The 12,733-nt window shown below is 69.7% G+C and carries 9 protein-coding genes; 6 read left to right on the top strand and 3 right to left on the bottom strand.

The annotated features are described in order from the left end of the window. The first annotated feature begins 26 nt into the window (after positions 1-26). From OG948_RS40020 to rph, 6 genes are all read left to right on the top strand, one after another. Positions 27-1,574: a sugar ABC transporter ATP-binding protein gene (locus OG948_RS40020; RefSeq protein ID WP_331769889.1), complete on the top strand. Its 1,548-nt coding sequence runs from the start codon at positions 27-29 to the stop codon at positions 1,572-1,574. Next, positions 1,571-2,611, top strand: coding sequence for an ABC transporter permease (locus OG948_RS40015; protein ID WP_331769888.1), 1,041 nt, complete (start codon positions 1,571-1,573; stop codon positions 2,609-2,611). Before OG948_RS40020 ends, OG948_RS40015 begins: the two co-directional genes overlap by 4 nt. 545 nt (positions 2,612-3,156) lie before the next feature. Further along, positions 3,157-3,453: a PadR family transcriptional regulator gene (locus OG948_RS40010; RefSeq protein ID WP_331769887.1), complete on the top strand. Its 297-nt coding sequence runs from the start codon at positions 3,157-3,159 to the stop codon at positions 3,451-3,453. Between the two features lie 404 nt (positions 3,454-3,857). Next, entirely contained in the window at positions 3,858-4,502 is a 645-nt protein-coding gene (locus OG948_RS40005) for a dihydrofolate reductase family protein (protein WP_331769886.1), read from the top strand. Positions 4,503-4,526: 24 nt separating this feature from the next. After that, entirely contained in the window at positions 4,527-5,042 is a 516-nt protein-coding gene (locus tag OG948_RS40000; protein WP_331773457.1) for a nuclear transport factor 2 family protein, read from the top strand. Between the two features lie 408 nt (positions 5,043-5,450). Next, entirely contained in the window at positions 5,451-8,057 is a 2,607-nt protein-coding gene (gene rph, locus OG948_RS39995) for a rifamycin-inactivating phosphotransferase (protein ID WP_331769885.1), read from the top strand. 119 nt (positions 8,058-8,176) lie between these two features. Here rph and OG948_RS39990 read toward each other — a convergent pair whose 3' ends face one another. The 3 genes from OG948_RS39990 to OG948_RS39980 all read right to left on the bottom strand — a co-directional run bounded on the left by OG948_RS39990 (position 8,177) and on the right by OG948_RS39980 (position 12,497). After that, positions 8,177-8,566 carry a VOC family protein gene (locus tag OG948_RS39990; protein WP_331769884.1) on the bottom strand — a complete coding sequence of 130 codons (390 nt, stop codon included), beginning with the start codon at positions 8,564-8,566 and terminating at the stop codon, positions 8,177-8,179. A 69-nt stretch (positions 8,567-8,635) separates the two neighbouring features. Next, on the bottom strand, positions 8,636-9,454 hold the full coding sequence (locus OG948_RS39985) for a helix-turn-helix domain-containing protein (RefSeq protein WP_331769883.1): 819 nt from the start codon (positions 9,452-9,454) through the stop codon (positions 8,636-8,638). A 46-nt stretch (positions 9,455-9,500) separates the two neighbouring features. Next, complete coding sequence (locus OG948_RS39980; protein ID WP_331769882.1) at positions 9,501-12,497, bottom strand: SpoIIE family protein phosphatase; 2,997 nt, start codon at positions 12,495-12,497, stop codon at positions 9,501-9,503. Between the last annotated feature and the right edge of the window lie 236 nt (positions 12,498-12,733).

Raw genomic sequence — 12,733 nt, 5'->3', positions numbered from 1 at the left:
TCCCGAAACGCCCTCGAGGTCCAGTCATGACGAAAAGCCCACCCCTCGACCTCCCGGGCCCCGCGCTCGCCGTCGAGAACATCCACAAGGACTTCGCCGGAGTCCACGCACTGCGCGGCATCACGCTGGACTTCCCCCGCGGCACCGTCACCGCGCTCATGGGGGAGAACGGCGCCGGCAAGTCCACCCTCATCCGGATCATCAACGGCGACCATCGACCCGGCGACGGCCGTGTCCTCGTCGCCGGCACACCACGCGAACTCCACAGCCCCGCCGACGCCCGCAGGCACGGGATCCGGGTGATCGCGCAGGAGCCCGAGATCGTCCCGCACGTCAGTGTGGCCGAGAACGTCTACATCGGCGCGCTGCCGCGCAAGACGGGCCGCATGCTCGACCGAGGCACGCTGTACCGGCGCATGCGCGCCGACCTCGAACGCCTGGGATTCGCACACGCCATCGCCCCCGAGGCGCTCGGTTCCCAACTCTCGCCCGCGCAGCGCCAACTCGTGGAGATCCTGCGCGCCCTGACCACCGAGGCCACCGTCCTGGCCTTCGACGAGCCGACCTCGTCGCTGTCCGAACACGAGGTGGAAGCGCTCTTCGACCTCATCCGGCGACTCCGCGACCAGGGTCTCGCCATCATCTACGTCTCGCACCGCATGCAGGAGATCTTCCGCCTCGCGGACCGCATCGCCGTCCTGCGCGACGGCGAACTCGCCGGCCTACGCGACGCCTCGCGGGCCGACGAGGGCGAGGTCGTACGCCTCATGGTCGGCCGCGACCTGTCGGCCCTGTTCGCCCGCAGACGCAGCGCGCGCGACCGCGTCGTCCTGGACGTCCGCGACCTCACCACCGAGCACGTGTCGAACGTGAACCTGGAGGTACACGAGGGCGAGGTCGTCGCCCTGGCCGGACTGGTCGGCGCCGGGCGGTCCGAACTGGCCGGTGCCCTCGTGGGAGACCTGCCGATCCGTTCCGGCGAGGTACGCGTCGAGGGCCGGCCGCTCCGGCTGCGCATTCCCCGGGACGCCGTTCGGGCGGGCATCGGGTACGCCCCCGAGGAACGCAAGGCCCAGGCGTTGTTCATGACCGGCTCGGTCCGGCACAACATCAGCGTCGCCGTCCTCGACCGCCTGCGTCGCTTTCGATTCGTCAGCTCGCGTCGCGAACGAAGCCTCGCGCAGGAGTTCGTCGACCGCCTCGAAGTGCGCACCCCCTCCATCGACCACGAGGTGCGCAAGCTGTCCGGCGGCAACCAGCAAAAGGTCGTCCTGGCCCGCTGGCTCGCTCGTCGTCCCAAGATCCTGATCCTGGACGAACCCACCCGCGGCATCGACATCGGCGCCAAGGCGGAAATCTACCGTCTCATCGACGAGTTGGCCGGGGCCGGTGTCGCCATCCTGGTCATCTCCTCCGAACTGCCCGAGGTGCTCGGTCTCGCGGATCGCATCGTCGTGATGCAAAACGGCGGGATCACCGGCGAACTCGACCGCGCGGACGCCGACGAGGAGAGCATCCTCGCCCTCGCCATGGCCTACGACCTCGCCGAACCGACCCAGGGGAACCCGTCATGACCACCACGACCAACGCGCCGCCGCCGCTGCCCGCCACCACCACCGGCGGCCACGCCCGGACGTTGCCCCGCCGCGTCGCCACGGCCGTCGGCGCGCAGAACACCAGCCTCATCGGTGCGCTCATCGTCGTCGTCGGCACGTTCGCCTGGCTCGACGACGGCTACCTCACCACCGCCAACATGACCGTGATCGGCGACACGGTCGCGGTGACCGGCTTGCTCGCGGTCGTACAGACCGTCGTCATCATCTGCGGAGCCCTCGACATCTCGGTCGGTTCGCAGGCCGGGATAGCCTCCGTGGTCAGCGCGATGGCGTTCACCTCGACCGACGGCAACGCGGCCCTGGGCGTTCTCGCCGCGATCGGCGTCGGCATCGCGGCGGGCGTGGTCAACGGCATCGTCATCGTGTACGGGCGGGTCAACCCCGTCATCGCCACGTTGGCCACCCTCGCCGCGTACAAGGGTGTCGCCCAACTGCTGGCGGGCGGCCGCGCACAGGGCTACGTGCTCGGCGACGACTTCTTCATCTTCGTCGCCCGCGGCAAGATCCTCGGGCTGTCCGTCCAGATCTGGACGTTGTTCGTGGTCGCCGCGGCCGTGCACGTCCTGCTCAAGTACACCGACATCGGCCGCAACATCTACGCCATCGGCGGCAACGACACCGCGGCCCGCCTCGCCGGCATCAACATCAACAAGTACCTCGTAGCCGTGTACGCCCTCGCCGGCGTCGTCGCGGCGATCGCCGGAGTCATCCTGACCGCGCGCACCGGTTCCGGCCAGCCGACCTCCGGCAGCGAAGGACTGGAACTCAAGGCCATCACCGCGGCCGCACTCGGCGGCTGCGCCCTCAAGGGCGGCAAGGGCGGCGTCGGCGGCACACTCCTCGCCGTCTTCCTCCTCGGCGCCCTCGAGAACGGCCTCAACGTCGTCGGAGTCAACTCCTTCTGGCAAAACGTCGCCCAAGGGGCGCTCCTCGTCGTCGCCGTCGTCATCCAACAACGCCGCAACGGGGAACGCGCCGTCGGATTGCCCACATAGGCACCGGCGTTCCCGATCGAGCAGGCCGGCGGGCAGTGGGTGCGGACCGGGCGTGGTCCGCGTGCGACCCGCGAACGCGCGGACGCGGGTTCCGGTGCGGGCGGGATCGTCCCGCCGACACCGCAATGCCGGACGAGCGAGTCGCGACCATACCGGGAACCGCGTCCCCGGATCGGGCGCGATCGTGCCGGTCGGTGAATGCGTTGCAAACCATGCCGAACGGGTACAGGGTCCTCCGGCTCACGGGTGGACATCCGGTGGTCCAGTGCTTCTTTTCCCGTCGATGGCACGGGACTCGGCACGCGTGTGCCGTACACACGCCTTGGGTGGGGTCGCGCTCGACGCATGCCGCCTCGAAGATTCACCCACACGCCGGCGGAACGGATCGTCGGTTACCCACTGTTCTCATTGCGTTCAGCGTGAGGTGGGAGATCGGCCCGGTTCGAGCCTGTTGACTGAGGCCGGTGTGCTCGGACGGGGACGCAGGCAGGCCGGGTGGCCTCGGGGGAGAAGGGACCGTGGTGGGTAGGTCTGGGCGGAGCGCGATGCGGCGACACATCATCGATCGGGCGGTCGAACGGGAGTTCCACAGCGCGTGGATGCTCGCGGATCTGGTCGAACACGACTTCGAGGTCACCTTCGCCACGGTGAATCCGCTGTTGCGCCGGATGGAGACGGACGGCGTGCTGATTGCCGAGCGTCGCGAGATCGCGGGACGCGCTCGGCGGATGTACCGCGCATCCGAGGCGACGCGGACGGAGTTGGCCGAGGAGCGGCGGGCGCTCGCCGAGGCGATTCGCGAGGTGTTGCCCACCGGCCGGTCCCAGGTGCCGGCCGAGTAGTCGGTGCCGGTCGCGGAGCGGTTGGTCGGCGATGCGACGCACCGGGTTCGGGTGACTCGCACCGGGACGCGCCGGCTCACCCTGACTTTGGCCATGGCTCGGTCGCCGGCCGGTGGTGGCAAGCGGGAACGGGCCGGGGGAGAGGGACGGATGATCCCACGCCGTATTCCACTGGTGACCCACGGTAGCGGCGAACGCAGGGCAGCCACCGAGTTGGGACGCGGCCCGTGATCTATCGTGGGTGGGGAGCGTCCGTGCGCCGTTCCGCGCCGGGGGCGGAGGCAGAGCACCGCGTCGGGTGCTTCGGGAGACGAATACGGAGCCGGTGCCGTCACGGCGATGAGTCTGCCGACTCCCACAGGTCTACCTCCCCACCGAGACAACCGACTCATCGGGAGCAGGACATGGGACTCATCCACATCGAGATGTTCGCGACCCTCGACCTCGTCGGGCAGGCGCCCGGCGGCCCCGACGAGGATCCGGTGGGGTTCCCGTTCGGCGGTTGGCAGGCGCCCCTGCTGGACGACGTCGCCGGGGCGCAGATCGGTGCCGCGTACGAGGGCACGGACGCCCTGCTGCTCGGCCGGCGGACGTATGACATCTTCGCCGCCTACTGGCCGCACCAGGAGGGCGGCGAGGACAACGAGATCGCCACGCTCTTCAACAGCGTCCCGAAGTACGTGGCCTCCCGCGGCCGGCCCGACCTGTCGTGGGCCGGGTCGACGCAACTAGGTCCGGATCTCGCCGACGCGGTACGCGCGATCCGTGACCGGCACGAGCACGTGAAGGTCGTCGGGAGCCTGAACCTGGTGCAGAGCCTCCTGCGCGAGAAGCTCTTCGACCGTCTCGACCTCTGGGTGCATCCGATCGTGCTGGGCGTCGGGAAGAAGGTGTTCGACGCCGGCGCGGTGCCCACGAACCTCACCCTCCTCGAACCGCCGGCAGCCGGTCCGCGGGGCACCGTGTACCTGCGGTACGGGCTCGCCGACGGCACGCCCGGGACGGGGGACATGAGCGCACCCGATCGCGGTGTCGGGCGCGAGGACTGAAGCCGCCCCGCGCCACGTGACTTGGTGGCCGTCGCGAACACGGCTGTCCTGTTGGCGTTGACGCCGACGTCAAGGCGTAGCGTCCTCGAGCGATTGCCATCGCCAACGAGGAGAACGGAAAACACGTCGATGACCACCACGGCGAACCCGGCCGACCGCGCCGCGCTGATCGAGTGCGATCAGGACTTCTTCCGGGCGCTGGTCGCCGCGGACGGTGCGCGCCTGGACGAACTACTGACCGACGATTTCATCCTCGTCGGCGTCGGCGACGGTGCTTCGGTCACCAAGGCCATGCTGCTCGCGGCCGTCGTTTCCGGCGCCGTGCGATTCCCGGCCGTGCGGTCCTTTCCGGACGAGGCCGTCGTTCGGCGCATCGGCGATGTGGGTGTCATCGTCGGCCGGACGAGCATGGACTTCACTCGGACCGACGGCTCGTTCTTCACTGCCGCAAGCCGCTACACCCACGTTTTCTCGGTTCGTCACACCGGCGGATGGCGCCTGCTTTCCGCACAGGGCACGGAGATCAAACCCGGTCCGTGAACGCGCCGGCCGGAACTCCCGTCGGTGGTACGGGCCGCGGTTTCCCGTCGGGTTCGTTCGTTCCGACGAAACGCGAAAGGCAAGGAGATCGCTCTCCTTGCCTCTCCCAATTTATAGCGCACCGGGGGACTTGCGGCAAGGCCCCGGTGCTGCCGCAGAATCGTCGACCGAGGCCACCATCTGCGGAAATGGGCACGACATACGTGTGTTGCCGTCGCCCTCCGGGGACGCGGTGACGTCCGTGCAACGGTGGACCTCGCCATGTGATCGCGGGCGGGACTCGTCGGAGAGAAGGCGACCACCGATGAGGACGTGCCCGACAAGCGGCTCGACAGAGCCGGACGCGCCGGTGATCCGACCGGCCGATGCGGGGCAATGGGGCACGGCGGCTGCCTCGGAGGGATGGCAATGATCGAGCAGTACGTGTTGGACCTGCGGGAGATCGACGAGACGCAGGTCGCGGTCGTCGGCGGCAAGGGCGCACACCTGGGCGGACTGTCGCGGATCGAGGGCATCCGCGTGCCGACCGGCTTCTGCGTGACGACGGACGCTTTCCGGCGGATCATGGCGCAGGCGCCGTCGATCGAGGATCGGCTCGATCTGTTGTCGCGCGTGGACCCGGACGACCGGGAGGCGATCCGGACACTGAGCGCGGAGATCCGGCGGACCATCGAAGGGATCACCGTCCCGAGCGATCTCGCGGCGGCGATCGCCGGCGCGCTCGCCCGATTCGGCGAACAGGCCGCCTACGCCGTGCGATCGAGCGCGACGGCGGAGGACTTGCCGACGGCCTCCTTCGCCGGCCAGCAGGACACGTACCTCAACGTCGTGGGTCCGACGGCGATCCTCCGGCACGTCAGCCGGTGCTGGGCCTCGCTGTTCACCGAGCGGGCCGTGACCTACCGCCGGCGCAACGGTATCGACCACCGCACGGTCCGGATGGCCGTGGTCGTACAGCGGATGGTCTTTCCGCCCGCGTCGGGCATCCTGTTCACGGCCGACCCCGTCACGGGCAACCGGAAGGTCGCCACCGTGGACGCCGGTTTCGGCCTCGGCGAGGCATTGGTTTCCGGCCTGGTGAACCCGGACGTGTTCAAGGTGCGCGACGGCGAAGTCGTCGCCAAGGCGATCGCCGCCAAACAGCGTGCCGTGCACGCCCTGTCGGCCGGCGGTACGCAGGAGGTGACGGTCGACCTGCGCCGGCAGGAGGAGCCGGCGCTGACGGACGCGCAGGTCGTGCGGCTGGTACGACTCGGGCGGCGGATCGAGACGCACTTCGGCCGCCCGCAGGACATCGAATGGTGCCTGGACGACGACGACTTCCGGATCGTCCAGAGCCGGCCGATCACGACGCTGTTCCCCATCCCCGAGATGGGCGACCAGGACAATCGCGTCTACGTCTCGGTCGGTCATCAGCAGATGATGACCGACCCCATGAAGCCCCTGGGGCTCTCGATGTGGCGGCTGATGGCCATGGCGCCGATGCACGAGGCCGGCGGGAGGTTGTTCGTCGACGTCACCCGGGCCGTGGCCTCGCCCGAGGGCCGCGCCGGCCTCCTGGACTTGGTGGGTAGGGGCGATCCGCTGACCGGGGACGCGTTGGCCACCGTCCTGGACCGCGACGATTTCGTCCCGTTGCTCCCGGACGCGGGCCCCGGCGGGCCGCCGGCCGGCGACGCGCCCACCCCGATCGAGACCGATCCGGCCATCGTCACCGAGTTGATCGAGCGCAGCCGGGCGTCCATCGCCACCCTGAGGCGCGAGATCCGGACGAAGACCGGACCGGCGCTGTTCGACTACCTGTCGGAGGCATTCCAGGAGCACAAGCGAGTCCTCGGTGATCCGCTGAGCATGCAGGTGATCATGGCGGGGATGGAAGCCACCTGGTGGCTCAACGACAAACTGCGGGAGTGGCTGGGGGAGAAGAACGCGGCCGACACGCTGACGCTGTCCGCTCCCGACAACGTCACGTCGGAGATGGGACTGGCGCTGCTCGACGTCGCGGACGTGATCCGCCCGCATCCGGAGGTGGTGGCGTTCCTGCGGGGCGTCGAGGACGAGGGCTTCCCGGACGAACTGACGAAGCTCGCGGGCGGGACGGAGGCGCGCGACGCCATCGAGGCCTACCTCGACCGGTACGGGATGCGCTGCGTCGGCGAGATCGACATCACCAGGCCGCGTTGGCGCGAACGCCCCACCACGCTCGTGCCCGTGATCCTCGACAACGTCCGGAACTTCGAGCCGGGCGCCGCCGAACGGCGCTTCGAGCAGGGGCTGCGGAAGGCGCGGGAGAAGGAGCGGGATGTGCTGTCCCGCTTGCGGGACCTGCCGGACGGGGAGCGGAAAGCCGCCGAGGCCAAGCGGATGATCGACCGGGTCCGCACCTTCATCGGGTACCGCGAGTACCCGAAGTACAACATCATTTGCCGCTTCTTCGTCTACAAGCAAGCCCTGCTGGCGGAGGCCGAGCGCCTGGTGCGGGCCGGTGTGCTCCCCGAGCGGGAGGAGGTCTTCCACCTCACGTTCGGGGAGTTCCACGACGTCGTGCGCTCGAACCGGCTGGATGACCGGCTCGCCCGGCTCATCCGCGAACGCAAGGACGCGTTCCGGTCGTACCACGCGCTCACACCGCCCCGGGTGCTCACCTCGGAGGGCGAGGCCGTCACCGGGGCGTACCGGCGTGAGGACGTGCCCGCGGGGGCCCTGGTCGGTCTGCCGGTGTCCGCCGGGACGATCGAGGGGAGGGCCCGCGTCATCCATGACATGTCGGAGGCCGATCTCGAAGCGGGCGACATCCTGGTCACGACCTTCACGGACCCCAGTTGGTCTCCCCTGTTCGTCGGAATCGCCGCCCTGGTGACGGAGGTCGGCGGCCTGATGACCCACGGCGCGGTGATCGCCCGGGAGTACGGCCTGCCCGCCGTCGTGGGCGTGGAGCAGGCCACCCGCCTGATCCGCGACGGACAACGGATCCGGGTACACGGAACCGACGGCTACGTCGAGATCCTGCCTTGATCGACTGTCGGCGAATCACCACCGAAAGACGACCCGCCCCCTCGTCGCAACGCCCAAGGAGTGGTGCCGCACCTGCAAGCATCAGCGCTCCGAGCACGAGGGCGGCGCCGGTGCCTTGCTCAGCGAAGCTCTCCGGTGATGATCCACAGGTGGCCGAACGGGTCACGGACGCGGCCCGAGCGCTTCCCGTACGGCCGGTTCTCGATGGTCACGACCACCTCGGCGCCGTGGGCCGTCATACGTTCCCCGACCTCGTCCGGGTTGTCGACCTCGATCTCCAGCAGGACCGCGGAGCCGCCCAGATCACGTGGGGAGACCCATCCCCATGCCGGGACGGCGGGTGAGACCCGGAAGGACGATCCACCGAGGCGATGCTCCACGACGGTGGGCCGGCCATCGTCGTCCAGCGCACGGAACACTTCCTCGGTACCGAGGACATCCTGGTAGAACGCCGACGCGCGGTCGGGGTCGGACACGATCAGGCGGGGAAGAATGCGAAGCTGCGTCATGCATCGATCATGAAGCCGGGTGGCGGTCGAGTCTTGAACGTTTGGGAACGGTCCCGGCCGGATCGCACGTCAACCGGACGCGCCCTCTTCGCCGGATGGCCGGTCGGGGGCCGATGGGCCTTCGGCGCGCAGCCACTCGGTGGGCGTGCACCCGGCCATGGCCCGCCACTCTCGGGAGAGATGCGCCTGATCGGCGAATCCCGACGCGGCGGCCAGGTCCGCCAGACCGGCCGCGGCGGTGTCGACGGCCGCGAGCCGACGCCGGGTGGTTTCGAAGCGGACCAGACGTTGGTACTCCTTCGGTGTCACCCCGCACTCCGTACGCATCCTGCTGCTCAGGTGCCGTCTCGAACATCCGATCCGCCGGGCGGCCTCATCCACCCTGGTGGTGCGCGACAGGGCCGCGAGCATGGCTCGCAGTTCGGAGACGTTCTCGCCTTCGCCGTGCCGCGCGAGGCCGCCGAGCAGGAAGCGTTCGACCAGCGCGCGACGTTGCGGCCAGGTCCGACAGGCTGCCAACTGCTCCGGAAGGTCCGCCAGCGCGGGGACGACGTCGGCGAGATCGACGACGTGATGGGCCAGAGCAGACGCCGGCAGCCCCAGCAACGCGCCGGCGCCCAGCGGGCTGAGCGTCACATACACGCCGCGGGTGCTTCCCCCTTGTCGCAGCTCGGCCGCGTCCATGTGCAGGCCGGCCACGACGGCGCGGTGCCGAGCGCGCGAGGCGGAACGCGCGACCCAACCGATCTCGAGAGAGTCGTCCTCGGGGATCGTGATCGACAGAGTGGAGGAGGGAAGCCCGCGATGGACACCGACCGGGCCCGGCCCGAGATCGTACGCGGCCAGCGTCGCCACGAACGGTCGCAGAGGGGAGTCTCGCCTGATCATCGAGCCAGCCTCTCACCTTGCGACGGACGTCGGTCGATCGGATCGTTCATTCCCGGGAAGCGGGAGGCAGTTGTTCCGTCCACAGGGTCTTGCTGCCGGAGCTGGTGTACCGGGTTCCCCAACGGTGGGTCATGGCGGCCACCAGTTGCAGGCCGCGGCCGTTCTCGTCCATGAGCGCGGCGTGCCGAGTGCGTGGACTGGATTGACTACCGTCCCGGATTTCGCAGGTCAGCGTAGTGCCGCGGATCAGGCGCAGGGCGATCGGTCCCGCGGCGTGCCGGATCGTGTTGCCGATCAGCTCGCTCACCACCAACTCGGTGGTCGGAATCAGGTCCTCCCAGCCCCACCGGGGGAGTTGCTCACGCACGAGTTCGCGGGCCAGGCCCGCGGAGGAGGGTTCGAACGGGAGATCCGTCGAGACCACGTGTTCCGGGGGAAGCCGGTGGGCGCGCACGGCCATGATCGCGGCGTCGTCCGTCGAATGCCCGGAGCCGGGGAGCAGTGCTCCGATGACGGCGTCGCACAACCGGCCCAGTTCGGTGGCCTCGTCGTCGGACGCGCCCTCCCGCCGCTGTTCGCCGGTCGCCTCGGTCAGTGCCTTGTGCAGTCGGCTCATCCCGGCGTCGGGATCCGAGTCTGCGACGCCGATCAGACCGTCCGTGTAGAGCACCAGCAGACTTCCCTCGGGCAGCACGAAATCGAGGGTCTGGTAGGGGAGTTGAGCCGTCCCCAAGGGTGGGCCGATGGGGGGTTCGAGGAAACGCGTCGTGCCGTCCGGGTCGATCACGGCCGGCGGCGGCTGGCCGGCGGAGGCGAGCGTACAGACCCCGGTCGTGGAGTCGTACACGGCGTAGAGGCAGGTCACGTACAGGTCGCCGTCGAGGCCGGCGACGACGTCGTTCAGGTGGGCGAGCATCTCTTCCGGGGGATGATCCAGGATCGCCAGGGTCGAGACCGCGGTGCGCAGTCGACTCATGGTGATCGCCTCGGACAGCCCGTGTCCCATCACGTCGCCGATGACCAGGGCGACGCGCTCGGCCGACAGCGGAATGGCGTCGTACCAGTCGCCGCCCACGTCGACGCCTTTGCCCGCGGGACGATATCGGGCGGTGGAGGTCAGGGCCGCTGTTTCGGGGAGCCGCCAGGGCAGCAGTTGCTCCTGCAACCGGCGAGCGCGTTCGTGCTCACGGTCGTAGAGGCGGGCCCGCTCCATGGCCTGGGCGATCAAACCGCTCAGGGCGATGAGTACTCCGCGTTCGGCGCCGGCGAACGAACGCGGGTGCAGGAAGCCGATCACGCAACTGCCGACCGGATGTCCGCCGGCCGTGAGCGGCAGCAGCGCCCAGGCTCGGCGTTCGCCCGATCGGGCCAGGTCGGCGAGCTCGGGGTAGCGCTCGACGAACGCCTCCAGCGAGGGGATGAACTGCGGAACGTCGGTGTACAGGGGACGCGGCTCGTCCAAGTCCCTCAGTCGGGCGACGAGCGCCGGGTCGTAGCCGACCGTGCCCACCAGGCGCAGACTCGTGTCCTCCCGGGCGTACATCAGCACGCTGTCGGCGCCGAACGCCGGGAGGATTTCGGCCGCCACGGCGTCGACCACGTCCCGGGTGGTCAGGCTATGGGCGAGGGCTTCCGCCAATGCCCCGATCCGGCGTCCGCGTTCGACGCCGGCTCGTTCGGCCTCCAGCCTCGCGGTCACATCCGCCATGAAGACCACGAGGTAGGGGTCCGCCACCACCAGGCGCAGTCGCTGCCAGGTCTCGCCCAGCCGTAGGTCGACCGTCACCGGCAGGTCGCTGTCCAAGGCCTTCGCGAACTGCTCCGGGAGTCCCCGGTCCGCGAGTTCGGGGATCACCTCCCAGGGCGTGCGTCCGGTCAGGGAGGTGTGGGCCGTCGCGAGAAGGCTCGCCCGGTCGTTGGCGTACAGTACGCGCCAGTCGGCGGGGTCCACGATCAGGAACGCGTCGGGGAGATGGCGCAGGACGCGAGTGACGGCCTGCTCCGTCATCCGCTCGGCGGTGGTGATCCAACCGGTGCCGGTCATCCGCAACGGGGTCTCGTCGTCGGCGTAGGTGGTGTGGCCTCGTAGTTCGACCCAGTTGACCCGTCCGTTCGCCGAACGCACCCGATACTCGACCGAGTACACCTCGTGTCTGGCGATGGCCTGTTCCATCGCCGCGAGCACTCCCTCCAGGTCGTCGGGGTGCACCCGTTGCATCCAGGTCTCGACGCGGTTGTCCCACTCGTCACGGCGCAATCCGGCGCTGGTCAGAATCACGTCGAAGCCCACCTCGTCGATGAGCAGTTCCCCGGTTCGTATGTCCCATTCCCACGTGGCGACCCGTACGCCCGCCATGGCCTCGCGCAGACGCGATCCGGATCCCGACCACCAGGGCAGCATCACTCGTTCCGAGGTGGAGGCCCGCGCCGGTCGGGTGCCTACCGTGTCCACCAGACGGGCGAGGAACGCGCGTCGTTCCTCGGGGACGGGCGTCGTGGTGATCAGGGTAAGGGTTCCGACGCCCTGCCGGCCGTCGGGAATGGGCAGGACCAGCATCGCCGCGGCACCGTACCCGAGCGGCCGACCGTCGGCCTCGTCGATGCCGTCCCCACCGATGCCGTCCCCACCGGTGCCGTCCCCACCGGTGCCGTCCCCACCGGTGCCGTCCCCACCGGTGCCGTCCCCACCGGTGCCGTCGCCACCGGTGTCGACGCCTCGGTCGGCGTCGGAGAGGGTCAGCGCGATGGGTTTGCCCTCGCGCATCGCCCGTGCCGGTCCGTTGGAGCCTTCGGCGGGGAGGTCCTCCCACCGAACCGCGTGGCTCGCCCGGAGTCCGCTGATCGCGGCCAATCTCAGCACGTTTCGGCCCTGCGCCCGCAGGTGCACGAATCCGGCCAGGGCCCCCGTCGCAGTCACCGCGTGATGCAACGCCAGTCGCGCCAACTCGAGCTCGTCGACATCGGCGTCCGCGCAGGCGGTTCGCAGCGTCCCGAGTCTCGCGTCGTCGACGGATCCGGGATCCGGTTTCCCGAGCCCATCCATGCGTGGCCCCTCTCCCGGGACAGAAACCCACATAGTACCCAAAACGTATTCGACGGAGGGGTCCGCGCGAGATCCGACCTGCGGTCCGGCCGGGACGCGGTATGAGGATCGTTCCGCGCGCCCGCCCTGCCCGCCGACCCCGGACGGGTCCGCGGAGGTCGCCCGAACTGTTCGCCGAACTCCGCGCCTTCGAGACGGCCGCGACGTCCATCCGCGCGCCGTGGCAGGCACCCCGA

It is taken from the genome of Embleya sp. NBC_00888, assembly GCF_045207655.1.
Lineage (GTDB): Bacteria > Actinomycetota > Actinomycetes > Streptomycetales > Streptomycetaceae > Embleya.
The sequence above is the reverse complement of the archived record's forward strand: the minus strand, read 5'-3'. Positions and strand labels throughout refer to the sequence as shown.